Genomic DNA, 25,432 nt, shown 5'->3' with positions numbered 1-25,432 from the left:
AAAAAGTATCTAGTAATCAATTTATAAGCTACTAACTAGCTTGCTGAATCTTATTCCCATGAACATCTTCATCAACATGCATCAGCTTTTGAAGTTTCTTAGACATGAGCAGTAGTACGACTCCTAGTCCAAGTGCTGCAACTCCAAGGTAAACGAAGATTTCGAGGTACCCTGCTGAAGTTGTGAGTGATGCGATATGACCTGCTAGATAGTTTGCGACTGAGTTACTCAAGAACCATGCACCCATCAAGAGTGATGCGATTTTCACTGGTGACATCTTACTTACAAGTGAAAGACCGATCGGTGATAGTGCTAGTTCACCTAGTGTGTGTAAGAGGTATGTGAATACCATGAACAGCATACTCGCTTTTACAGTGATGCTTCCGTCATCACTACCTGTCATAATGACTGCTGGAACCATGACCATGAAACCTAGACCGAGCAAAATGAGACCGAACGCCATTTTCGTAGGGATGGCAAAGTCTCCACGCTTCGTTTTAGAAAGCTTGATCCATAGTGCAGAAATAACAGGTGCAAGTAGTAGAACGAATAGTGGATTCAATGACTGGAACCAGGATACGGGTACTTCATAGCCAAATACGGTTCTGTCGATGAAATCACGTGTATAAAGTGTAAAGGATGCGCCGGCCTGTTCAAAACCAGCCCAGAAAATAACAACGAATACTGCAAGGATAAGAATAACTGACGTACGTTGTTTTTCGATTTTCGTTAATGGTTTAGCTTTTCCTTTCACTGTTGGCGAAACTCTCTGAGAAGAAGGCTGTGTACCAACATCACCGAGGTATTTCTTTGCAAGAAGGTTAAATGTAAGCTGTCCAATAATCATACCGATCGATGAAGCAAGGAAAGCATATTTAAAGCCGAATGTTTCGATTCCGCCCGAAGTGGAGTGGAATAGGTCGGCATAAAGGAATCCTGCAACTAGTGGGGAAATAAGTGCCCCAAGGTTGATTCCCATATAGAAAATTGTAAAAGCTGAGTCTTTACGTGGATCGTTTTTGGTGTATAGTTCACCAACAAGAGTTGAGATATTCGGTTTGAAGAATCCATTACCTAGAATTAATAATAGTAGTCCTAAATAAAGACCCCATTGCTCTTGTATAGCAAATAAGGTAAAATCACCCAGAGCCATCGTAATACCACCGATTGTGATGGCGGTCCGTAGACCCATGAGTTTATCGGTTAAATATCCTCCGATGAGTGGAGTGAAGTATACGAGACCAGCATAAATACCATAAAGCTGAAGTGCTTTTCCGTTGTCCATTCCTAGACCGCCGCTGATCAATTCAGCCGTCAAATAGAGAATTAGAATGGAACGCATTCCGTAGTAGCTATAACGCTCCCACATTTCTGTGATGAATAGCAAGTATAAACCAGGAGGGTGTTTTCCTTTTCCCTTTGGTGGTTTCACCTTGCTGTCTACTGTGGTGTCCATGTTGTAACCTCCAAGTTGTTAAAATAACACTCACCCATTTTAGCAAATTATTAGTCAATTTGAAGATTTTGCAAAAATGTTCACCTATTTAAAATCTTTGTAAATTTGTAAAAACAAAATTAAAATAAACGAAATAATTGAAGAAAGCGCTATTATGTAAGACGTTTTGAAAAATATTCATTTAAGACTGGTTGTTAAGCTTGTTATAAAATTGGGCACAATGAACTGAGTGTTAGGTCATACATAAATCACGAAAAACGCACATAAAAATTACCTATACCGCAGGAAATCCACATGTGCTTAAAGAATTTTGAATGATAAAGAAAAAGAGTTGGAGATGACTCCTATGAGCATGATTGTACTAGCAAAACTGGCTATTTCAGCACTATTAGGATTGATGATTGGAATCGAAAGGGAGTTAAAGCATAAGCCACTTGGGCTGAAAACATGTATGGTTATCGCCGTTAGCAGCTGTTTGTTAACGATCGTTTCCATCGAATCAGCTGTTAAATTCGCTGAGTTCTCAACGAATATCCGTACAGATCCGATGCGACTTGCTGCACAAGTTGTGTCTGGAATCGGTTTCATCGGTGCTGGCGTAATACTTAGAAGAAACAATGATGCCATATCAGGATTAACGACAGCGGCAATTATTTGGGGAGCTTCAGGGCTTGGTATATCTGCAGGTGCCGGCTTTTATTATGAAGCGTTTATTGGCGCAGCAATCATTCTTTTCAGTGTAAATGTTCTACCAATCATTATTAAGAAGATTGGACCAAAGCAGCTTAGACAGCGTGAGATGCGTGCAAAGATCACGTTGAACGAGGACCAGGATGTGACTGCTTTTATGCGAGCGATCGAGGAACATGATTTTGAACTTCGCCACGTACGCGTTCGCGATACGAAGGATCATAACCGACAGATCGAACTTAGACTGATGACGTTTGAAAAAAATCACACGACAGATATTTACCAGCTGCTAAGAAAAGTAGATGGTGCTTCATCCGTAGAAGTCGAGGGATAAGTAGCTTTGTATTAAGGTGTTTTAATACTTAGATAGGATAGCTACCTTTCAATCAAACGTTTGTTTAACTTAAAAGCTTTTGGCGAGAGTGACGGCCAAAAGCTTTTTTTATGTTTGATAGGAATGATTGCTGTCGCAAAAGATAGTAAGAGGGTTATGATCAAGACTGTAGACTTTCTTCCATTAAATTATTTAGAATAGGAAATTGTAGACATGCTTTTTGATATTGATGGATGAAGAGTCATGTGCTTGAGAGGTTTTAGGGGGGTAAAGAATGAATAAAGAAAAGCGAGAAAATGGCGAGGATCCGCGTTTTCAAATCGCAAATCGTGAAGCCCTTATCGGTATTGGGCTTGTAGTTATAAATTTTCTGTTATGGTATGGAACCGCTTATGGTTTCGGGTCAAAGCCTGTAGCGGAGTACAATTACATATGGGGATTGCCGGCTTGGTTTTTCTATAGCTGTATCGTTGTCACTCTTGTGATGCTTGTTCTAGTAATCGTATCTGTAAAGTTTCTATATAAAGAAGTGCCGTTAGATGAGGAGGAAGACAATTGAACTGGGAAGTTGTGATTCCACTCTTTATCTTTCTTTGTAGTATTTTCGTCGTTGGCTTCTATGCGTCTAGGCATTTATCGGCATCGTCCAGTTTTCTTCACGAGTACTTTCTTGGCAGTCGTGAACTAGGTGGATTTATTCTTGCGATGACGATGGTAGCAACGTATGGGAGCGCGAGTAGTTTTATTGGTGGTCCAGGCGTAGCGTACGAAATGGGACTCGGTTGGGTGTTGCTCGCGATGACGCAGCTTCCTACCGGTTATTTTGTGCTATCCGTTCTAGGGAAAAAATTTGCGATCGTGGCAAGGAAGATTCGAGCTGTAACATTAATCGACTTTTTGAAAGAGAGGTATCGAAGTAAAGCTGTTGTCATCTTATCTGCACTTAGCATCATTATCTTCTTGTTTTCCGCCATGGCAGCACAATGGGTCGGTGGAGCACGTCTGATCGAGTCATTAACAGGGCTCTCGTATACAGCGGCGCTGTTTATTTTTGCTGTTTCCGTGCTTGTGTATGTCATTATTGGTGGATTTCGAGCTGTTGCGATTACGGATACGATTCAAGGTGTGATCATGTTCTTCGGGACCCTCGTTATCTTAGTCGGGACGGTTATTGCAGGTGGTGGTATCGAAAACATCATGTCAGATCTTTCTGCAGAGAATCCAAATTTGATTTCTCCTTATGGGCCTGATCGATCCCTTACACCTTTATACGTGTCATCGTTCTGGCTGTTAGTAGGTGTTGGGGTCGTTGGTCTGCCACAAGTTGCTGTTCGTGCTATGTCTTATAAAAGCTCAAGAGGGATGCACCGCGCTTTGATCATCGGCACTGTTGTCGTAGGTTTTATTATGGTTGGTATGCATTTAACTGGAGTTTTTGCACGTGCTGTCTTACCTGGTATCGAAGTTGGCGATACGGTCATGCCGAGAATTGCTATGGAGGTTTTGCCAGCTTGGGTAGCAGGGATCGTTCTAGCTGCACCAATGGCAGCAATTATGTCCACGGTAGATTCACTTCTCTTGTTGGTGAGTTCTGCAGTTGTAAAGGATGTTTACTTGAATTATGTGAAGCCTGATGCAAGTGATCAGTCCATTAAGCGGTTTAGTATCGGGGTTACTGCAGTACTCGGTATTATTGTATTCTTAATGGCTGTTAATCCTCCTGATCTTTTGATATGGTTGAATCTGTTTTCTTTTGGGGGATTAGAAGCATCTTTCATCTGGCCTGTCGTAATGGGTCTTTACTGGAAGAAAGGCAATGCGAGCGGGGCAATGGCTTCGATTGTAACGGGAGTTGGGAGCTATATTTTGTTCAACACGTTTCAGCCTAACGCGTTCGGTATGCACACGGTTGTGATGCCCGTTCTGATATCACTCGTTTCCTATGTTCTGGTGAGCTTATTGACAGTGAAACGACATGAAGAAACGCAGGCTTTCGTGCAAGAGAATTTGTGGAAAGCTTAAAAGAAAATCGACAGATGCATTCGACAGGTGCCAGGCACTTGTCGATTTTTTTAGCCCTTAAAGGTACAAACAATTTGATGTTTCTGAAAATTAAGATGTATGATGTGGGGAGAGTGACAAGCAGAGGACGAAAAAACGTAACTCCAGAACTATTTCAACAGGAGGGTGAGCAATGAAGTTTTCAATTTATCAAATGGACATTTATCCAGGTGACCCAGAGAAGAATCGCCAGAAGGTAAAAGAGTGGGTAGAAGAAGAGGTTGCAAACGCAAATCCTGATACGATCGTTCTTCCTGAAATGTGGACGACCGCTTATACTCTCGCAGACCTTAACCTTTATGCTGATGAAAATGCTGAACCGACGAAAGGGTTCCTAAGTGATCTTGCGGTAAAGCACGATATTAACATTATTGGAGGCTCCGTCGCTAACAAAATCGATGGAGAATTTTATAACTCATCATTGGTCGTGAACCGAAAAGGTGAAGTGATCTACCAGTACGATAAAGTCCACTTAGTTCCGATGTTGAATGAGCCAGCTTATCTTTCAGGTGGGACAAAAGCTCCAGAAATCTTTGAACTCGATGGTATCAAGATGGGAGTGATCATCTGTTATGATCTTCGTTTCCCTGAAATTATTCGTTCTCTAGCGCTAGAAGGTGCTCAGGTTCTTCATATCGTAGCTGAGTGGCCGCTTGCTAGGCGTTCTCATTGGCGTACGTTACAGCTTGCAAGAGCGATTGAGAACCAGATGTATGTTGTCTCTTGTAACCGTGTCGGGAGCTATGATGGCGTTGAATTTGCAGGAACGTCTATGGCAATTGATCCATGGGGAGATGTACTCGCAGAAGGTGAAGTAGAAGAAGAAAAGTCGCTTTCCGTTTCATTAGATCTTGAAAAGGTGAAGCAGGTTCGAAAGGATGTCCCTATTTTTGATAGCAGGGTCCCTCATCTTTATAAACATAAATAAGGGTGTAGTTATGTAGAATGTGTAAGCTTTTATAACAATCATTAAATCGGTCCTGAAGTCACAATGACTAATGACCCATCCTATTCACCCATTCGGCTGTGGTAAAATAAACGTATCAGCTGTAAAGCAGGGTGGGCGGTGGTACCCCATGAACGAAAGGGGGTACTGCCTATAATGATGAGCACATATGAGGCATTGGTATTGATGATCAGTTTTGCTTCTCTTGTGGTCACGATTATTACGGTTTCAAGTAATAATAAAAAGAAGTAACCCACCCTGCCCCGGCCAAGGTTTAAGGTGAGTTACTTCATTCATTTGCCTTTTGAGCCGCCGCTCTTCTTGCGGAGCAGCTGTATGGACGCTGGTGTTAACGCACCAGCGTTCTTTTTTTTACTGTATGATTTCTACTCTTATTATATGCAATGCAGCTCGGTATGGCAAGGGTTATTGGGTGCCTGGTACCACCCGGATTCTCTCATAAATTGTCGAATATGAAATGAAATAGACGAAATATCAAAAGGGAATCTTGAAAATTGAGCGAAGTGTAAAATGTCAGACTATTTCTGTTTTGCTATAGTGGACTAAAACAAATGAAAAGGGTGAGATTATGTCAATAAACCGTTCGCGTTTACTAAGTCATTTAGAAGAGCTTGCAGAGATTGGGAAAATCGGTGAAACAGGTGTATGTCGTCTTGCGCACTCTAAAGAAGATCGGCAGGCTGTTGATGTCGTAAAAGGGTGGATGGAAGAGGCAGGATTATCAGCTGAAATCGATGGATTTGGCAACTTAATAGGTCGAATTGATGGAGAAGATAAAGCAAAACCTATCTTGATTCTAGGATCCCATATCGACTCTCAACCGTACGGCGGCAGGTTTGATGGTACGGCGGGGGCACTCGGCGCGATCGAAGTGATCCATACGATGAAAGATAATGGAATCAAACCAAAACGAACGATCGAAGTGATCTGTTTCTCAGATGAAGAAGGTTCGCGTTTTAATAAAGGCGTATTCGGTGTTCGAGCGCTCGTTGGCATGCTTGAAGAAGGCGAAATCGAGCGTCAGGACAAAAATGGTGTGTCGAGAAAAGAAGCGCTAAAAGAGTTTGGTGTCGAAACGGATCTTAGTGAAAGCCCCGTATATAAGGAGGGGGACATCGAAGCATTTATAGAGCTTCATATCGAGCAGGGACCTGTACTCGAATCAAAGAATAAGCCTGTTGGAATTGTTTCTGGTATCTCTGGTCCGATCTGGCTAACGGTTACGCTTGAAGGATTCGCAGGTCATGCTGGATCTGTTCCGATGAACTTACGAAAAGATGCGATGGTTGGCGCGAGTGAAATCATTTCGAAATTTGACCGTATGGTAAAAGAAAAAGGGAAGAATACAACGGTTGGAACGGTAGGTAGTGTCCAGGTTTTTCCTAATTCAAGAAACATCATTCCAGAAAAGGTAGAGTTTACGATCGATTTACGTGACATTGACCTTGACCACAGAACGAAACTTGAGCAAGAGCTTTATACGATTATCGAAGAAACGTCCAATTCGTATGAACTTACGTATAGCATCAGAGAAGATACAAAGAGTGATCCAAGGTATTGTGCAGACTGGATTAAAGAGATTATGGCAGAAGAAGATGAGAATCTTGGACTTCATTCTCCAGTTCTCATGAGTGGCCCCTTTCATGATGCGCTCTTCATGTCTTATATCAGTGACTATGGCATGATTTTTGTTCGCTGCGAGAAGGGCATCAGTCATAATCCGCTTGAGTTTGCTGAGATGGATGATATTGAGAAAGGAGTCAATTTACTTTATAAGACAGCAGTGAGAATTGCTCAGAAAGGATGAGTTTATGAAAGCTGATTTGGTCTTTGTTAACGGCGAAGTATGCGTTTTGGATTCAGAATTTTCAATACACGAAGCGGCGGCAGTGAAGGACAACAGGATTTTGATGACTGGGAAAACAGATGAAGTGATGAAGGTTGCTGATGACCAGACAGAAATCATCGACTTGAAAGGTCGAAGTTTATTGCCGGGTTTTATTGATGCTCATGCACACCTCGAACTATATGGTACGAATCAGCTAGGAGTAAACTGCAAAGATGTTACGGGCATTGAGAACCTTTTAGGAAAACTAAAGGCTGCTGCTGATCGAACGCCAGAAGGAGAGTGGGTTCGCGGCTGGGGCTATAACCAGAACGAATTAGGTCGACATCTTACTAAGTGGGATCTCGATAAAGTGTCTACAGAGCATCCGATCATCGTCATACGAACGTGTGGCCATATCTCATGCGTGAATAGCCTGGCTTTGGAGATGGCTGGGATTACGAATGACACTCCTAACCCTGCTGGAGGGAAGTTCGTTCGTGAAGGTAATGAATTAAATGGCCTATTGCTGGAATCAGCTCATATGAGTATGTTTCTTAAGGCGATGTATACAGAGGAGGAGATTCAAGAGGGACTTGCAATCGCTTCTGAAGCCTTTTTGAAAAATGGCATCACGAGCGTTCATGATGCCGGCGGATATGGTACAGATCATATTCGTGCTCTTCAAATTGGAGTGAACTCTGGTGCAATAAAGCAGCGTGTGTATGCGTTATACGGATCGCTACATGAGTCTGCTTCTATGGTCCAAAAAGGGATAGGAAGTGGTCTGCTGACGGGCTTAGGAGATGACAGGTTTAAAATCGGTCCTGCGAAAGTATTCATCGATGGAAGCAGCAGCGGACCGACTGCAAAGACAAGAGAACCTTATACGAGTAAGCCGGAAGACTCGGGCATTTTATATTTAGATCAAGAAGAGCTCAATCAGTCTCTGCTAGGAGCACACGAACAAGGATGGCAAATCACGGCTCATGCGATAGGAGACGAAGCAGTCGAGATGATGAGTAAAACGATCGAAGTGGCACTCGACGTCTCATATCGAGAAGACCATCGCCATCGAATCGAACATGCAGCGATTACCCCGGCCGATCTAACAAAAAGGATAAAAGAATCTCGCATCGTACCCATTCCTAACCCTGCGTTTTTACATGAGTTCGGTGATGGATATGTACGTGATTATGGTGAACGAACAGATGTGATGTTTCCTCTGAAAGATTTTGGTGATCAAGATATTCCGTTTGCCTTCGGTTCTGATAGTCCAATCACAGACGTTAATCCATTCGTTGGAATTCATGCAGCTGTGAATAGACGAAGCAAGAATGGAAATTTAGTTGGGGAACGTCAACGCATTTCCGTTGAAGAGGCGATACGAGCGTATACTCAATCAGGAGCTTATGCGAGTTTTGAAGAAGATATAAAAGGGAGCATTGAGGAAGGGAAACTAGCTGATCTAGTAGTTGTAAACGAATCAGTTCTACACTGTCATCAAGAGCGGTTGAAGGAATTGAGAGTTGATATGACGGTTATAGATGGAAAGGTTGTCTTTACAAATGAAAAGGAGGGTGTGAGATGACCAAGAAAACGTTCACTAAGGTTTACTGTTTATCGTTAGCGATCCCATTACTATTACTCGTATTTCCCCTGTTCACCTTGGGAAATCGAAGTACCCCTCTCGTACTGGGTCTTCCCTTTTCTATGTTTTGGGTACTCTTTTGGATTGTGATTACATTTCTGATCGTTCTCGTGTTGTATCGACTGGACCCAGATAAAGATGAAGAGGAGGTGAGCTAAATCATGGCAGACTGGAAAATTGCAATGATCATTATGATTGGATACCTTGTCGTCGCTCTCTTCATCGGGGTGCTGGCTGGACGAAATCAAGATAAAGGATCTCTCGACGAATTTGCGGTAGCAGGCGGTAAATTAGGATTGTTTGTCATGTGGTTCTTGATGGGTGGCGCGGTGTTTAGTGCCTTCTCCTTTCTAGGTGCGCCTGGATGGGCCTATTCAAAAGGGGCGCCGGCACTTTACATCATCACCTATACGGCGTTTGCTATCCTTCCGTGGTATATCATCGGTCCGAAAATAGGAAAGATCGGTCGGGCGTATAATATCTACACTGTATCGGGCTTTTTGAAAAAGAGATATAACAGCCGTGCTTTACCTATCTTGATCGGGTTAATTGCCCTATTTGCATCCATTCAGTACTTAGCAACACAAATGAAAGGAATGGCATACATATTCAATATCATGACAGAAGGAAGAATCCCCTTCTGGTTAGGAGCTCTTGTGTCTTATGGTATCGTTGTCGTTTATGTAGCTACAGGTGGGCTCAGAGCAGCGGCGTGGTCTGATGTTTTTCAAGGGTTACTCATGATCATCATCTCCTGGGTAGTCGGGCTAGCGATCGTAAACCAGCTTCATAGCAGCGTTTCTGGTATGTTTACGGATTTAATTGCAGCAAAACCAGGTTTTCTTGAAATAGGAAGCGAAGGCTCTTTCATGTCTTCCACTGCTTACACATCTACCATTCTCGTGTCTGTTATCGGTTTTCTTATGTGGCCTCATTTATTCTCAAAATCGTATGCTTCAAACGCGAGAACAATAAAGAAAACCGTTCTTGTTTATCCTGTATTCGCGTTGTTTCTTGTGCCGCTTTTACTCGTTGGATTTGCAGCAGCAAACGTTGTCGACTCAACAGCTATCGGATCACCGGATGAAATTCTACCGTACCTTATTACAGCTGTCTTGAGTCTTCCGGGTTGGATTTATGGACTTGTTGGAGCAGGAGCACTCGCTGCAGCGATGTCTTCAGCGGATGCGATTACACATAGTGCTTCCCTTGAGTTTACGGATGGCGTGATTAAGAATGTGAAAACAGATATTTCTAATAAAACGACGTTGTTATTAATGAGAGTAGGCGTCTTCATTATAGGAGGACTCGCTTATTTCATTACTGTTTTCGGCGGGCAGGGGCTAATTGCGCTGTTACTTGGTGCTTATGGATCAATCGTTCAATTTGCACCGGGGGTATACGGAGCTCTTTACTCGAAGCGGATCACAGGACCTGCTGTTATTTCAGGACTACTAATTGGAACTGTTGTGAACTACTATTTCCAGCTTGTAGCATCAAGCACACCATTTGATTTACATGCTGGAATACTTGGCTTACTTTGTAACATCGTCATTGTAGTGGTGGTATCAGCATTTACTCAATCAAAGGATGTTCAGGTTGTTGCTGACGAGTATCGAAGTATAAGTGGATGATAAGCAGAAGAGAGTGGATCATAATCCGCTCTCTTCTTATTTTTTTATTAAGAAGACACCAGTATTTTACTGGATATGGTAAACTATTAGAAAACTCTGAAATATGCAGGCGGGGTGTGTTGATGCAACCTACCGTACCGATTATTGAAACGAAACTTGTACCACCAGCTTTGAAAGATACGTATATCTATCGGCGTTCGGTAATCAAAAAACTGAAAGAGGTTATGAATGTTCCATTAACTCTTGTTCATGGTGGAGCGGGTTATGGAAAAAGTACGATCGTCAGTCAATTTATTAAACAATGTAATATACCTGTTTGTTGGTATACAGTAACCGAGCATGACGATGATATTTTTCCCTTCATCCACTATGTTGTTTATTCGATCCGAAAGAAATTTCCTTCTTTCGGTGAAGAGTTACTCGACGTTATTGCAAATATGGACTATTGGGTCAGTGAAGAAGATCTTCAATTACTAAGTGCTCTCTTTATAAATGAATGCGCGAGAACAGAATCAGAATTCGTTCTTGTAATCGATGATTTTCAACTCGTTGATCACGTATTTATGATCAATCAGTGGATTGAGAAATTCCTTACCCTCCTTCCTTCGAATGTTCACCTTCTCTTTTCTACTCGTATGAAGCCTAAGTGGGATAGTCTGATCAAACTGAGCGTTAGCAGTAGAATGCTTGAAATAAGTGAGAAGGAGCTTTCGCTTTCTGAAGAGGAGACTGGGTTCTTTCTGACGGATTTCTATGAATCATCTATCACGGAAGAGCAAGTTGAGAAAATTCACCATTTAACAGAAGGTTGGATCATTGCGATCAACATGATTGGGAGCCAGCTTTCTCGTTCAGAAGAAATCGATTCGATCCTAAAATTTACACATACGTCTATGGAAGAGTTATTCTCTTATCTTGCTCAAGAGGTTTTCAATAAACAGTCTGAAGAAACGAGGCAGTTCCTGTTGTATTCGTCGATTTTCAGAGAGCTTGAACCCGAAATATGTAACCGCATTCTTGAATGTCCCAACGCTAAAGAGATGTTAGAAACCCTGTTCGCTAAGAACCTTTTTATTCAAAAAGTAGATGAGTGCCGCTACCGTTATCATGCGTTATTCAAGGCATTCTTGAAGAGTAGAGGGGTAGAACAACAGGAAAAACGTTTGAGAAATCTGCAATATAAATGGGCACACGATCTTGAAGAAAACAACTGCTATGAAGAGGCGATCGTTCACTATGATGAATTAGGCGATGAGTCTTCACTCGCTCGAATCTTGTTAAAAACAAGTGACAGGTTGATACGAAACCGCCAGCTCGAAACCCTTCTTGAGCAGTTGAGCTCTCTTTCTAAGGACGTCAAAGACGAACGGTATCCACTATGGTTTTATGAAGGGGAAGTTTGGCGCTATCGCTCCTATTATGATCGGGCGTTCACTTGTTATGAACGAGCGATTGAGTTAGGGAAGAGGGAAGACGATTCTATTCTACTCAGTAAAGCGAATGAGGGGATTGGAAATATCTATTTAGATACGATTCAGCCTGGGAAAGCTGAGCGTTATTTAGCTGAAGCGATCCATTTTCTCGAACGAGCTGATCCCGCTCATCCTGATAAAGAACGATTGTTTCGTTTACTAGCTGAAAACCTTGTCAACTCTGGTCAAGCTGCTAAGGCAATGAACTGGTATGAAAGAAGTGAGGGAAACGATTCCTGGATATCTGGAAATCTCGATGCTCGTTTGTTATTACGTACAGGTAAGATTTTTGAATCGCGAGAACTCCTTCTCACCCGTAACTCTTCGATCGAACAGCTTCCTCAGTCTCATAGAGAAACAGAGCTATTGCTTTCACTATTAGAGTCGCTCAGCGGTAATGAGGACCGTGCCAAAGAGCTTGCGCAACAAGGTATACAGCAAGGGATTCAACACCAATCCACTTTCATAGAGGCATGTGGTTGGATCCGGATGGGGCATGCAGTTGCTATTTCAAATCATTACGAAGAAAAGCTCGCGATTAATTGCTATGAAACAGCTTTAGAATTAATGGAGTCAATAAAGGTTGAGAGAGGGAAAGCAGAGCCTCTCATGGGCTTGTGTGCGATGTTTGGTAGAAATGAGATGTGGGAGCGTGCGAAAGAATACGGTGAACAAGCTTTATATGAAACGAAAAGGGTGAAAGATGAATGGCTCTCTACCCTTATCAAACTATGTATCGGTCAATCAGCGTACTATTGTGGTCAACATGAAGAAGCTGAAAAGTGGCTGCTCGAAACGTACCGTTCTGCGCAATCGTGTGGGGATGTTTATGCAGAAATGCTCGCCACGATGTGGCTGTCATTTCTAACGAAAGATCGAGAAGATTTTACAACCTATGTGCGTGCGTTTCTCCAGAAGGTCCAAATCGAAGAATACGAATTTATTTTCGTGAAAAAGACAACTTTCGGTCCAAAAGACTTGCAGCAATTTATGCCGCTATTACTTCAAGCAAGAGAAGCGGGAGTCTATGCATCTTACATCACCAATTTACTGGATTCATGGGGATATAAGCACTTAGAATCTCATCCAGGTTATACCCTCCGTATCAAAACTCTAGGAGAATTTAGCGTTTCGTTAGGTGACAAGGTCCTTGACCATAAAGACTGGCAACGTGAGAAGGGGAAAGAACTTTTTCAGTATTTGCTTGTGCGCCGTAATACATTTGTGAGAAAAGAAGAGATTTTTGATGACATATGGCCAGAAGCAGATGAATCTAGTAGTCAACGAGACTTTAAGGTCGCTTTTAATGCGTTGAATAAAGCACTAGAACCTGATCGGAAAACAAGAGGTCAACCGTACTTCGTGGTAAGGCAGGATTCATCCTACGGTTTTAATAAAACAGCTGTGATCGATGTTGATAGCTTCCATTTCGATCATTGGATAACAGAGGGGTTAAAAGAGAACCGTGTGCTTCAATCCAAAAAGCTACTAGAGAAAGGGTTGCAATACTATGAGGGTGAGTTTCTCCCTGATCGCAGGGCACCATGGGCTCAACGTGAACGAGAGCGTCTTCGTCAATTATATGTACGCGGGTTAGAAAAGCTTGCTCAGCTATCTATTCGGTTATCAGATTTCGATAAAGCGATTCCCCTTTGTAGAAAAATCATTGAAGTCGATTCATTGTGGGAAGAGGCTTACCGGCTTCTCATGTACTGTTATTATCAGCGGAACAATCGACCGCAGGCAATGCGCCTATACCATGAATGTGTCGAAAAGCTTCGTGAAGAGCTTGCAGTAGACCCGATGAAAGCAACAAAGCAAATGTATGACATGATTTGCTCAGAATCCGTTTCATTTACGATATAAGATCGCTTCTTTCAATCGAAGAAGCGGTCCTTTTTTATTTTGTAACTCGTGTGTAACTCTCTCCCTGTAAGCTGTTCCTATAGCAATAACTGAATGAAAAGGGGGAAGAAATTCTTGCGTAAACATGTGGTGTTATCGATCGTTATGTCATTGTCTCTTGTTCTTGGTGCCTGTAGTTCAAATTCTCAGTCGTCGGGAGAAGCTGACGGAAATTCTGAAGAAACAATCAAGATCGGCGTACTTGCATCATTGACTGGTGCTCTTGAAACGTACGGAAATCAGACAAAGCAAGGCTTCGAGCTTGGATTAGATTACGCAACTGATGGAACGATGGAAGTTGAAGGGAAGAAAATCGAAGTAGTCTATGAAGATACCGAAACAAAACCAGAAGTAGCTGTGCAGAAGGCAACAAAGCTATTGGAAGAGGACGAAGTGGATTTCCTTGTAGGCTCTTCGAGTTCTGGTGATACATTAGCAGTTCTTCCGCTAGCAGAAGAGTATGAACGCATCATGGTCGTTGAACCTGCAGTAGCAGATAGTATTACAGGTTCAGAGTTTAACGAGTATGTTTTCAGAACGGCTCGTAACTCATCTCAGGATGCCATTTCTGGTGCGGCGGCTATCGCAGATGAAGGGGTGAAGATCGCAACGTTCGCACCTGATTATTCATTTGGAATCGATGGTGTGGCGGCGTTTAAAGAAGCAGCGGAAGACCTTGGTGCTGAAGTTGTACTAGAAGAATACGCTGATCCAGCTGCGACGGATTTCACACCGAATATCCAAAAGATTATTGAAGCAGATCCAGATTACTTGTTTGTCATTTGGGCAGGAGCTAACTCTCCTTGGAACCAGATCAGTGACATGAAGCTGCAAGAGAAAGGAATCAAAATTTCGACAGGTGCACCTGATATGGCTGCCCTAAAAACGATGGAACCTCTTATCGGTATGGAAGGGTTCTCGGTCTACTATCATAGTTTACCTGATAATGAAGTCAATGATTGGCTCGTTGAAGAGCATAAGAAGCGTTATGATGGAACACTTCCTGATCTCTTTACACCTGGTGGAATGAGTGCTGCCATTTCGATCGTAGAAGCATTGAAGGAAACGAAAGGTGACGCAACGGCTGATGGTCTTATCGATGTGATGGAAGGCATGTCGTTTGAATCGCCTAAAGGTACAATGACTTTCCGTGAAGAAGACCACCAGGCATTGCAAACCATGTATGCTGTGAAGCTCGAAAAGCAAGACGGTGTCGATCACCCTGTACCTGTTCTTATTCGTGAGCTGACGCCGGAAGAAACAGCACCGCCTATTCGTAACTAAGGAACTTATGAGAGAAGGTGCTGTTGCTGATGTTCAGCGCAGCCCTTTTCCATGTTGGGAGGTATTCAAGCATGAGCATATTGGAGACAAAAGATTTAACGATCGCATTTGGCGGACAGGTGGCAGTAAATTCAGTAGATCTCTCCATCGAAGAGCAATCGTTCACATCCATCATCGGCCCGAACGGTGCTGGTAAGACGACGTTGTTCAACCTATTGAGCGGGCAGTTAAAGCCTACGAAGGGAAACATTTTCTTCAAAAACGAAGAGATTACGAAACTACCTTCTACCATACGTACGCGAAAAGGAATCGGTCGTTCTTTTCAAATCACGAATGTTTTTCCTAACTTAACCGTTCTTGAAAATGTTCGTCTTGCCGTTCAGTCACAAGCAGGGGTTCGTTATCAAATGCTTAAGCATTTCAGGTCGTATAAGAAAATGACCGAAGAGGCTTTCCATTTACTCGAGCAAGTCATGATGGCGAAACAAGCGGACGCTCTTGCAAGTAATCTAGCACATGGAGAGAAGCGAAAGCTAGAAATTGCGATGTTGCTAGCATTAAAGACAGAACTACTTTTACTTGATGAACCGACTGCGGGCATGTCATTAGAGGAAGTTCCTGCAATCTTAAAAATCATCGAGGATATCAAGTCTTCAGGTGATCGAACGATTTTGTTGATCGAACACAAGATGGATATGATTATGAATCTCTCAGATCGAATCATCGTTCTTTTTAATGGCAGGTTACTAGCTGAAGGGACGCCTCAAGAAATTATGACGAATGAAACGGTGCAGAATGCGTATTTAGGAGGGTTGTACGATGACCACACTGCTTGAAGTTAACGATATCGAGACGTATATAGGGCAGTATCATATCCTCCAAGGTGTCTCGTTTCAGGTTAAAAAAGGTGAAGTTACTGTTTTACTAGGACGAAACGGAGCAGGAAAAACGACTTCTTTGCGATCGATTATGGGACTAAACCCTATACAAGATGGCCGCATTAATTTTAACGGTGAAGACATTTCAAAGCTTGCAACCTATCATATCGCAAATCGTGGCATTGGGTTTGTTCCAGAGGATCAGGGGATATTTGGGGAGCTAACGGTAGAAGAAAATATGAAGATTGCGATGCAGAAGCAGGATGATGCGACGCTTGCACGGTTGGATAAAATCCTTACGCTCTTCCCCGATTTAAAAACATATTGGAAAAAGCAGGGCGGGTACTTAAGTGGTGGACAAAAGCAGATGCTTTCGATCGCAAGAGCTTACCTTAATAAAAATGAGCTTTTACTCATCGACGAACCTAGTAAAGGCCTTGCGCCTATTGTTGTAGAGAAAGTAATGGAATCGATTATGGAAATGAAAGATGAAACAACGATCGTACTTGTTGAACAGAATTTTAGAATGGCGATGGGTGTTGGAGATACCTATTACATTATCGATGATGGAAGAAGCGTAGACACTGGAAACATGAAGGAACTTGCTGATAACGAGGAGCTAAAACGTAAATACCTTGGTATCGCATAGAAAAGAGGTGGGAAGATGGATCTTCTATTAAACTTAACCATCAATGGACTTGCAACCGGAATGTTGATCTTTTTATTAGCAGCAGGATTAACGCTCATCTTTGGGTTGATGGATGTTTTGAATTTCGCTCACGGTGGTCTTTTTGCTTGGGGAGCTTATAGCGGTGTCTGGGTATATGGAATGACTGGAAGTTTCATGGCAGCAATTGCTGGCGCGATTCTAACAGGTATTATTCTAGGGTTTGTTACTGAACGCTTTATCATTCAGCCAGTGTATGGGAATCACGTTCAGCAGATTCTGATTACGCTTGGTCTCATGCTTGTTCTTTCTGAGATGTTAAAAGTAGTCTTTGGACCAAATCAAATCGTAGCTTCTCCTCCTGATTACTTAGCAGGAAGCTGGCAGTTAGGTGATGTGGTCATTATTAAATACCGTGCGTTCATTATTCTTATCGGCGTGATGGTATTTGCTCTCGTTCATTATGTTCTAAAGAATACTAAGATTGGTCTTACCGTTAGAGCGGGTGTTATGAACAAAGAAATGGTGCAGGCACTCGGGATCAATATTAAGAAAGTATTCATGCTCGTGTTCATGATTGGTTCCGCGATGGCTGCGCTAGGTGGCGTCTTGCTTGCCCCTTATTCTGGCGTCATCTATGCGGAGATGGGAATGGACTTCGCAATTCTTGCCTTTATCGTTGTGGTGATCGGCGGGATGGGAAACTTCGTTGGTTCCTTGTTCGCAGCAATGCTGATCGGCCTCTCAGGGGCATTCATGACATATTATGTTCCAGATCTTTCTCTAGCTGTAAATATGCTCTTGATGGCCGTTGTGCTAGTTGTAAGGCCACAGGGTCTATTCGGTGTAAAGGGGTGAGCAGATGTTAAAACAACTCAATAAAAGTCCAGTATGGCTTCTCGTTTGTAGCGCATTGCTCATTCTACTTCCATTCGTTAACGACTCTAGGAGCTTAATGATCATGCTAACGCAAATCTTCATCCTCGCGATTTTTGCGATGAGCTATGATTTGTTACTCGGCTACACTGGGATCGTTTCATTTGGGCATGCGATGTTCTTTGGAATTGGTGCTTATTCAACAGGTGTGTTGCTAAGTCGATTCGAGCCAACCTTGTTGTGGCTAATCGTCTCAATGGCGGTAGGTATGGTCATCGCTGCAATCGTTAGTTACTTTGTAGGACTGTTAACGCTTAGACTTAGTAATCACTTTTACGCCATGCTAACCCTTGCGCTTGCTGGTTTGTTTCTTGTAGTAGCAGAGAAATGGCGTTCACTTACTCTTGGTAATGATGGGTTTACGTTCAGGGTGCCAGACATTATGAGAGATCGCCTTTCCTTTTATCTCATCTGCCTCCTCTTAATGGTAGCCGTCTTCTTTTTACTTATGAGACTTACGAATTCACCAATGGGTAAAGTACTCGTCGCTGTTCGAGAAAACGAGGCGCGGACCCAATCACTTGGGTTTAAAACGATACATTATAAGCTTATCTCAAGTGTAGTTGCTGGTGTAATCGCTAGTGTCGCAGGTTCCTTGTATGTGATGTCACTTCGCTTCGTAAACACAAGTGTATTCGCTCTAGATGTTACTCTTGATGCCCTTTTGATGACAATCCTCGGTGGTGTTGGTACGTTGATCGGTCCGATTATTGGGGCAGCGATCATTGAAGTGTCACATCACTGGTTAACAGAGCTTGGCAAGTTCTATGCGATTTTTGAACGCTGGATTATCTTTTTTGGGATCTTATATATTCTTGCAGTGATGTTCTTTCCAAAAGGCATTGTTGGATCGCTTAGGGAGATAAGGTGGAAGAGAAAACCATCTAAGGTAAAGACGAAAAACAAGAATAAGCGAATCGCAGGGTAGGTGAAGGGATGAGTATTGGAATCGTTAGTACAGGTGTATATATTCCAGATTCATATATAACGGGGGAAGAGATCGCTCAGAAAGCAGGACTTCCTACAGATGTAGTGGAAACAAGGTTAGGCATTAAAAGAAAAGCAGTACCAGGCGAAGAGGACCATACATGTGAAATGGGTATTCGAGCTGCTGAAAGCGCGCTTAAAGAGGCTGGGATGACAGGAAAAGACATCGATCTTGTAATTTATATTGGAGAGGAATACAAAGAGTATCCGCTTTGGACAGCTGCACTTAAAACACAAGAAGCGATTGGTGCGCACCATGCCTGGGGGTTTGATACCGCCCTTAGATGCGGCACGACGATCATGGCTCTCAAGCTAGCGAAAAGCTTGATGCAAACGGATGACGAAATTAAGACAGTCCTTCTTGCAGGTGGCTATCGAAATGGCGATTTCATCGATTATTCCAATGAGCGGACACGCTTTATGTTTAACCTCGGAGCTGGTGGCGGCGCACTGATTTTGCAGAATGGTTTTAAGAAGAACATGCTTCTAGAGTCACATATCATGACGGATGGTTCGTTTTCGGAAGACGTTGTCGTTACGGCAGGAGGTACGAAGAATCCAATTACGTGTCGCGAACTAGAATTAGGAACATATCGATTGGACGTAAAAGATCCCGTTGGAATGAAGAAAAGACTGGAACAAAAGTCTATGGATAATTTCTTATCTGTCATTCGAAAATCTCTTCATAAGAGTGGAAAAGAAGAGAGTGACATCGCCTACATAGGGATGTTGCATATGAAAAAATCAGCCCATGATTTTGTGCTACGTGAACTTGGACTAACAGAAGAACATTCGATTTACTTAGAAGACTATGGCCATATCGGGCAAATCGATCAGATCCTATCGCTACAGTTAGCTGAGGAACAAGGGAAAATCAAGTCTGGTGACGTGATTGTCCTTGTCTCTGCTGGGATCGGATATGCCTGGGGGGCAACAACAATCGTTTGGGGAAATGAGGAGGGAATCGCATGATTACACTACCAGCCGATAAGAAAGTAAAACTTTCAAATGGAGAAGAGATAGGCTATCGAAAACGAAAAGGCGGAGAAAAAACGATATTACTCGTTCACGGCAATATGACGTCATCGAAACATTGGGATTTGTTTTTTGAGACATTCTCAAACGAATACACGCTCATTGCAATCGATATGAGGGGATTTGGTGAATCGTCTTATAAAGAACGTATCAACTCTATTCAAGACTTTGCTGAAGACCTGAAATACTTCGTCGATGAGATGAAATTAGAAGACTTTACTCTGATCGGGTGGTCTACTGGGGGAGCGGTTTGTATGCAGTTTGAAGCGCAATACCCGGGATATTGCAACAAGCTTGTCCTCATTGCTTCCGCATCGACAAGAGGGTATCCATTCTTTGAAGCGCATTCGGATGGCACGCCGAATTTCGATAGAAGACTTCAAACGGTTGAAGAAGTTGAAAAAGATCTGATGAGAACAATTCCAATTCAACAAGCTTATGACACAAACAACCGTGAGCTTCTAAAAACAATATGGAACTCGCTTATCTATACCCATAATCAACCTGATAAGGAACGATACGAAGCGTATGTGGATGATATGCTTACGCAGCGAAACCTAGCTGACGTATACCACGCACTCAATACATTTAACATAAGCTCCGTTGATAATGTGATTTCTAAAGGAACGAACCAGGCTAAAGACGTGGCTATACCTGTTCTCGTTCTAAGGGGTGAACGTGACCTTGTTATTACGAAGGAAATGGCAGATGAGATCGCCCAGGATCTTGGAGATTATGCAACATTCAAAGAGTTACCGGAATCTGGTCACTCTCCCTTTGTGGACGATGTTGAACAGCTGAATGCTATCATTGTTGATTTTTTGGAGAAATAGGAGGAGACGATATGCGACTTCAAGATAAGGTAGCTGTTATCACAGGTGGTGCGAACGGAATTGGTTTCGCTGCAACGGAACGTTTTGCTAAAGAAGGTGCACGCGTTGCAATGGTCGACTTTAATGAGGAAGTAGGCCGGGAGAAAGCGGAAGAGCTACAATCAGCTGGGTATGATGTAAGGTTCTTCCGGCTTGATGTTGCAGACGAGGAAGATGTTCATACTACGATGAAGGAAATAGCTGATGCTTATGGAACAATCGATATTCTCATTAACAATGCTGGAATTACAAGAGATAGCATGCTTCACAAAATGAGCGGAGAAGATTTTAAAAAAGTGATGGACGTGAATGTAAATGGGGTTTTCTACTGTGCTCAGGCTGTGACGCCTTATATGGTGAAGCAGGGGAAAGGGAAGATTATTAATACGTCTTCGGTCAGCGGCGTATATGGAAACGTAGGTCAAACAAATTATGCAGCAGCTAAGGCTGCAGTTGTAGGGATGACGAAAACATGGGCGAAGGAACTGGGTGGAAAAGGAGTTAACGTGAACGCAGTCGTTCCTGGGTTTACAGAAACAGGGATGGTAGCTGCAGTACCTGAGAAAGTAATCGAAAAGATGGTTGCAATGGTTCCTGTAAAACGACTTGGAAAACCAGCAGATATTGCGAATGCGTATTTGTTTCTAGCAAGTGATGAATCTGATTATGTGAATGGAACGGCTCTTCACGTTGATGGAGGCATTATGATGTAATGATTTTTAGCTCAACATGTTTTTTGTGGGGAGGGGATGAAAAGAAGTGGAACTTGACTGGATGGAACGAAGAGCCATTCTATTCCCGGATGAAATCGCGTTAATTGATGGGGATTCGAATAGAGAGTGGACTTATTGTCAGCTGAATGAAAGAGCACTCCAGTGGGGTGCGTACTTACAAAGAAACGGTGTGTCAAAGGGAGATCGGGTTGTGGTGTTAGCCCATAATGCCCCCGAAATGTTTGAAGTATTGTTTGGATGTAAAAAGCTCGGAGCTATATTCGTTCCACTCAATTGGCGACTTTCAGAACAGGAACTATCTGAACTAATCGATCATTCAGACCCAACCCTTGTCATATTTGACCAGCATACAAAAGCACTAGTGACGAGATGTGTAAATAAAAGAGTCCCTAGCGTTTCTATCGAAATCCCTTTGTTAACCGATGTTAATGCAACGTTTTTGCCTCTTATTAACCTTGAGGAAGAAGACCCATGGATGATGATTTATACGGGGGGAACCACAGGTAAGGCTAAGGGTGCTGTATTGTCCTACCGTTCCGTTAATTGGAATGCTTACAATACGATTATCAGCTGGAGCTTATCCCAGAAGGATACAACGTTAACTTATCTGCCGATGTTTCATACCGGCGGACTCAATGCGCTGTCACTACCAGTTCTAATGGCTGGAGGAACAGTGGTGGTAGCAAACAAATTTTCACCGGACGAGGCGATGGGACTTCTACATGATTTCAAATGTACGATCGTTCTGTTTGTTCCAACCATGTACCATATGATTGTAACCGACCAACATTTTGATAGGTATGCCTTTGCATCTGTGAACGTATTCTTGTCTGGTGGTGCACCTTGTCCAGATCTAATTTACGAGAGATTCAAACAGCGTGGGCTACCATTTAAAGAAGGGTATGGATTAACTGAAGCTGGTCCTAATAATTTTTATATCGATCCTAAACAGTCTGTCATAAAGAGAGGGTCTATTGGAAAACCAATGCTATTTAATGATGTGAAGATCGTTGACGAAAACGGTATGACCGTCGAAGCTGGCAAGGTTGGCGAACTGTTGATTCGAGGTAAACATGTGTTTAAAGAATATTTCAGAAATGACGAAGCAACGAAAAAGGCACTACAAAATGGGTGGCTTCATACTGGTGACCTTGCTCGGTGCGACAGTGACGGAGATTTCTATATTGTAGGTAGAAAAAAAGAAATGATCATTTCAGGTGGAGAGAATATCTATCCTGTAGAAATTGAGAATGTTCTACTTCGCCACACTCATGTGGATGAAGCTGCAATTGTAGGAATAGATGATGAAAAGTGGGGACAGAAGCCAGTTGCCTTTGTGTCTCCAAAAGCTTCTATGGAGCTTGATGTTGAAGAATTGAAGGCGTTCATGAAGATGACTCTCGCTGCATTTAAGGTACCGACGGAAATATATGTGATCAAAGAATTGCCAAAGACTTCAGTTGGAAAAATCGATCGAAATAAGCTTGTCATGCGTGCGATTGAAGGAAATCGTATACAAGTGGATCGTTAATAAATGCCTCTCAAAAGCGAAACAAGCTTACTGGATTCGCTTTTATTTTGATTTTTTCAAAGCTACTATTATCAACATTTATTGGTGATTAGCAGGAATAAAGAGGGTAAAAGCTTAACGTATTGTCTATAACGTATAGAATGGAACTGTGAGGGAGGGGCGAATCTCATATGAAACGAAAAGTCTATGTAACAAGAAAACTACCTGACGTAATCGTTGAGCGTTTGAGTGAGACCTGTGAGATTAGAATGTGGGAAGAGGAAGAAAGGCCTGTACCGAGAGAAGTACTTGAAGAAGAGATCAAAGACGTTGATGGTCTCTACTGTTTACTTACAGAACAAATCGACGCACCACTCTTAGATCGAGCAGACAAGCTCAAAGTAATCGCAAACATGGCAGTCGGCTATAACAACATCGATATTGACGCTGCAAAAGAGCGAGGTGTGACAGTTACAAATACACCTGGCGTTTTGACAGAAACAACTGCAGATCTTACATTTTCTTTATTGATGGCGACTGCTAGAAGAATTCCCGAGGCTTCAGAGTATTTGCGGAATGGCGAGTGGAAAACCTGGTCGCCGATGCAGCTTACCGGACAGGATATTCACGGTGCAACACTAGGTATTATTGGTCTCGGAAGGATTGGCGAAGCAGTAGCCAAGCGCGCTAAGGGGTTTGACATGAAGGTGCTTTATCATAATCGGAGCCAGAATCGAGAAGCAGAAGGACGACTAGAGCTTCACTATACAGAGTTACATACATTATTACGTGAAAGTGATTTTGTCTGTGTGTTAACTCCGTTCACCCCTGAAACAAAGAATATGATCGATAAAGAGGAATTGGATCGTATGAAAGAAAGCGCCATTATCATCAACACAGCAAGAGGTGGAATCGTAAACGAAAAGGCGCTTTATGATGCGTTAAAGGAAAAATCAATTTGGGCTGCTGGCCTTGATGTGTTTGAAGAAGAGCCTGTTTCATTGAACCATCCACTATTATCGTTACCAAATCTCGTCACCTTACCGCATATAGGCAGTGCGAGTATTGCGACAAGGATGAAGATGGCAGATCTTGCAGCAACGAATTTGCTGGACGTCTTGGCAGGAGGAGATCCACCGAATAAAGTAGTGTAGAAGGGCGGGTGCCAGGCACCGCCCGAACTACCTCGAACGTTGTCGGAGAGAATGTATTGACGATGTTAGTGTGAGACAAGTAATCTGAAACTACTATGAAAGGGGGAATAATGTTATTTACTACTAAATACGAAGGAGAGAAGAAAGTGAGAACGATGTATCAACCCCGTTCGCTAATTACCCGTCATCGAATAATCAGCCTGACACCCCCATGGTGAGAAAACGCAGAGTTTGGCTTCCGAATCATTTTTATCACATTGTAAGCAGAGGTAACCGTAAAGATCTTCTGTTTAAAGACGACAAGGATTATCGCGTTTTCTTCTACATCCTCGAAGAAGTCTACGAATCTTATCCATTTGAAATCTCTTCATATTGTTTATTAAGTAACCACTATCATCTTCAGCTTCGATCACAACACTTCCCTATCTCTAAAATAATGGCGATCATTAATAAACGCTATGCAACTTACTTTAACTCACGCTACGAGTTAACTGGTCATGTTTTTGAAAGGCGGTATTTTGGTGAAGTCTTAGAAACCGTTGGTGATATGTTGGAAGTTAGCCGTTACATCCACCTTAATCCCGTCAAGGCAGGTATTAGCACCCAACCCCAAGCGTACAAATGGTCAATCTATTCCCATTATTTCTCAGGTCGGTCACGGGTTGTTCCATATCTAAAAACCTCTGTGTTGTTAGAGGGCTATCCAGGAACAATAAAAGAAAAAAGAGAGGAGTATTGTAATTACGTTAATGTGTTACAAAGAGAACTTCTAAATTCCCATTCTGTAAAGGCATAAATAACAATCGAGGTGCCTGTTCATGCAAGTACCTCGATGTTAAACAAACGTTTGATTGATACAAATGTACGCTAGTTATAATTCCACAGTATTCGGTATTCCCCATCTTCCTTTGTGACGAGCACATCTTGCACGATCTTGAAGTTACCAAAATCGTTATTAAAGGTTTGGGTCACGGTCGTGACATACACTTTTGTTAAAACTTGACCGCTTCCAGGTGTTTTCCAATTCTTTTTTGTTTTCATTTTACTAACTTTAAAAGTATATGCCTTTGCGAAGGTATCTTGTGTTAAAAACTCGGCTCGTAACTTACTATACTGTTCGTCTGAAAAGCGATTCCTCATTTCAGTGTGAAACAACTTCCACGATTTTGTGTATTCTCCTTTTTGCTCATATCTATAAAATTCTTTCACGGCATCCGAAGCTCGAGCTTTTGGTTGGTGCCAAATCCAAACTGTAACACTACCACCTAACAATAAAATAATAATGATGATGATCAAGAATTTAGCGCCGCCTCCAGGTTGGCGACGAGTTTTGAAATGCGACAAGGTGTGTTCCTCCTTGTGGCTTGACTATTAAAGTGT

Annotated in this window: 23 protein-coding genes; 21 read left to right on the top strand and 2 right to left on the bottom strand. The window is 42.5% G+C overall.

What is annotated here, in order from left to right; genetic code table 11:
- Positions 1 to 31: 31 nt before the first annotated feature.
- A complete protein-coding gene (locus LCM09_RS06735; RefSeq protein ID WP_224879813.1) occupies positions 32 to 1,456 on the bottom strand; it encodes a peptide MFS transporter in 1,425 nt (474 codons plus the stop codon).
- A gap of 346 nt (positions 1,457 to 1,802) precedes the next feature.
- Between LCM09_RS06735 and LCM09_RS06730 the strand changes: the two genes are divergently transcribed.
- The 21 genes from LCM09_RS06730 (at position 1,803) to LCM09_RS06630 (ending at position 24,848) form a co-directional block, all read left to right on the top strand.
- Positions 1,803 to 2,480, top strand: a complete 678-nt coding sequence (locus LCM09_RS06730) for an MgtC/SapB family protein (RefSeq protein WP_224880126.1) — start codon at positions 1,803 to 1,805, stop codon at positions 2,478 to 2,480.
- A 274-nt stretch (positions 2,481 to 2,754) separates the two neighbouring features.
- Entirely contained in the window at positions 2,755 to 3,039 is a 285-nt protein-coding gene (locus LCM09_RS06725; RefSeq protein WP_224879811.1) for a YhdT family protein, read from the top strand.
- Positions 3,036 to 4,502 carry a sodium/pantothenate symporter gene (panF, locus tag LCM09_RS06720; RefSeq protein WP_224879809.1) on the top strand — a complete coding sequence of 489 codons (1,467 nt, stop codon included), beginning with the start codon at positions 3,036 to 3,038 and terminating at the stop codon, positions 4,500 to 4,502. The genes LCM09_RS06725 and panF overlap by 4 nt, the downstream gene beginning before the upstream one ends.
- Before the next feature lie 172 nt (positions 4,503 to 4,674).
- The gene (locus LCM09_RS06715) at positions 4,675 to 5,469 is read left to right on the top strand and encodes a carbon-nitrogen family hydrolase (RefSeq protein ID WP_224879807.1); all 795 of its coding nucleotides are present in this window, start codon (positions 4,675 to 4,677) and stop codon (positions 5,467 to 5,469) included.
- Between the two features lie 174 nt (positions 5,470 to 5,643).
- Positions 5,644 to 5,739, top strand: a complete 96-nt coding sequence (locus LCM09_RS06710) for a putative holin-like toxin (protein WP_224879806.1) — start codon at positions 5,644 to 5,646, stop codon at positions 5,737 to 5,739.
- Positions 5,740 to 6,076: 337 nt separating this feature from the next.
- Entirely contained in the window at positions 6,077 to 7,315 is a 1,239-nt protein-coding gene (locus tag LCM09_RS06705; RefSeq protein ID WP_224879804.1) for a M20 family metallo-hydrolase, read from the top strand.
- A gap of 4 nt (positions 7,316 to 7,319) precedes the next feature.
- Positions 7,320 to 8,924: an amidohydrolase gene (locus tag LCM09_RS06700; protein WP_224879803.1), complete on the top strand. Its 1,605-nt coding sequence runs from the start codon at positions 7,320 to 7,322 to the stop codon at positions 8,922 to 8,924.
- A complete protein-coding gene (locus tag LCM09_RS06695) occupies positions 8,921 to 9,142 on the top strand; it encodes a DUF3311 domain-containing protein (protein WP_224879801.1) in 222 nt (73 codons plus the stop codon). The genes LCM09_RS06700 and LCM09_RS06695 overlap by 4 nt, the downstream gene beginning before the upstream one ends.
- 3 nt (positions 9,143 to 9,145) lie before the next feature.
- Positions 9,146 to 10,618 carry a sodium:solute symporter family protein gene (locus LCM09_RS06690; protein WP_224879799.1) on the top strand — a complete coding sequence of 491 codons (1,473 nt, stop codon included), beginning with the start codon at positions 9,146 to 9,148 and terminating at the stop codon, positions 10,616 to 10,618.
- 122 nt (positions 10,619 to 10,740) lie between these two features.
- Entirely contained in the window at positions 10,741 to 13,956 is a 3,216-nt protein-coding gene (locus tag LCM09_RS06685) for an AfsR/SARP family transcriptional regulator (protein ID WP_224879797.1), read from the top strand.
- A gap of 144 nt (positions 13,957 to 14,100) precedes the next feature.
- Positions 14,101 to 15,279 (top strand): substrate-binding domain-containing protein, encoded by a 1,179-nt coding sequence (locus LCM09_RS06680; protein WP_404800797.1) that lies wholly within the window; start codon positions 14,101 to 14,103, stop codon positions 15,277 to 15,279.
- Positions 15,280 to 15,350: 71 nt separating this feature from the next.
- The gene (locus LCM09_RS06675; RefSeq protein ID WP_224879793.1) at positions 15,351 to 16,115 is read left to right on the top strand and encodes an ABC transporter ATP-binding protein; all 765 of its coding nucleotides are present in this window, start codon (positions 15,351 to 15,353) and stop codon (positions 16,113 to 16,115) included.
- Positions 16,099 to 16,806, top strand: a complete 708-nt coding sequence (locus tag LCM09_RS06670; protein ID WP_224879790.1) for an ABC transporter ATP-binding protein — start codon at positions 16,099 to 16,101, stop codon at positions 16,804 to 16,806. Before LCM09_RS06675 ends, LCM09_RS06670 begins: the two co-directional genes overlap by 17 nt.
- Before the next feature lie 15 nt (positions 16,807 to 16,821).
- Complete coding sequence (locus tag LCM09_RS06665; RefSeq protein ID WP_224879788.1) at positions 16,822 to 17,682, top strand: branched-chain amino acid ABC transporter permease; 861 nt, start codon at positions 16,822 to 16,824, stop codon at positions 17,680 to 17,682.
- 4 nt (positions 17,683 to 17,686) lie between these two features.
- Entirely contained in the window at positions 17,687 to 18,688 is a 1,002-nt protein-coding gene (locus tag LCM09_RS06660; RefSeq protein WP_224879786.1) for a branched-chain amino acid ABC transporter permease, read from the top strand.
- Between the two features lie 8 nt (positions 18,689 to 18,696).
- On the top strand, positions 18,697 to 19,719 hold the full coding sequence (locus tag LCM09_RS06655) for a 3-oxoacyl-ACP synthase (protein WP_224879784.1): 1,023 nt from the start codon (positions 18,697 to 18,699) through the stop codon (positions 19,717 to 19,719).
- Entirely contained in the window at positions 19,716 to 20,615 is a 900-nt protein-coding gene (phaZ, locus tag LCM09_RS06650) for an intracellular short-chain-length polyhydroxyalkanoate depolymerase (RefSeq protein ID WP_224879782.1), read from the top strand. The genes LCM09_RS06655 and phaZ overlap by 4 nt, the downstream gene beginning before the upstream one ends.
- 11 nt (positions 20,616 to 20,626) lie before the next feature.
- The gene (gene fabG / locus LCM09_RS06645; protein WP_224879779.1) at positions 20,627 to 21,367 is read left to right on the top strand and encodes a 3-oxoacyl-ACP reductase FabG; all 741 of its coding nucleotides are present in this window, start codon (positions 20,627 to 20,629) and stop codon (positions 21,365 to 21,367) included.
- Between the two features lie 46 nt (positions 21,368 to 21,413).
- On the top strand, positions 21,414 to 22,919 hold the full coding sequence (locus LCM09_RS06640; protein ID WP_318246490.1) for a class I adenylate-forming enzyme family protein: 1,506 nt from the start codon (positions 21,414 to 21,416) through the stop codon (positions 22,917 to 22,919).
- Between the two features lie 170 nt (positions 22,920 to 23,089).
- On the top strand, positions 23,090 to 24,052 hold the full coding sequence (locus LCM09_RS06635) for a 2-hydroxyacid dehydrogenase (RefSeq protein ID WP_224879777.1): 963 nt from the start codon (positions 23,090 to 23,092) through the stop codon (positions 24,050 to 24,052).
- 211 nt (positions 24,053 to 24,263) lie between these two features.
- Positions 24,264 to 24,848, top strand: a complete 585-nt coding sequence (locus LCM09_RS06630) for a transposase (protein WP_224879775.1) — start codon at positions 24,264 to 24,266, stop codon at positions 24,846 to 24,848.
- Positions 24,849 to 24,919: 71 nt separating this feature from the next.
- Here the strand turns inward: LCM09_RS06630 and LCM09_RS06625 are convergent, their stop codons facing one another.
- Positions 24,920 to 25,396 carry a hypothetical protein gene (locus LCM09_RS06625; RefSeq protein WP_224879773.1) on the bottom strand — a complete coding sequence of 159 codons (477 nt, stop codon included), beginning with the start codon at positions 25,394 to 25,396 and terminating at the stop codon, positions 24,920 to 24,922.
- Between the last annotated feature and the right edge of the window lie 36 nt (positions 25,397 to 25,432).

It is taken from the genome of Guptibacillus algicola, from assembly GCF_020171805.1.
In the GTDB taxonomy this organism is placed as follows: domain Bacteria; phylum Bacillota; class Bacilli; order Bacillales; family Guptibacillaceae; genus Guptibacillus; species Guptibacillus algicola.
The sequence above is the reverse complement of the archived record's forward strand: the minus strand, read 5'-3'. Positions and strand labels throughout refer to the sequence as shown.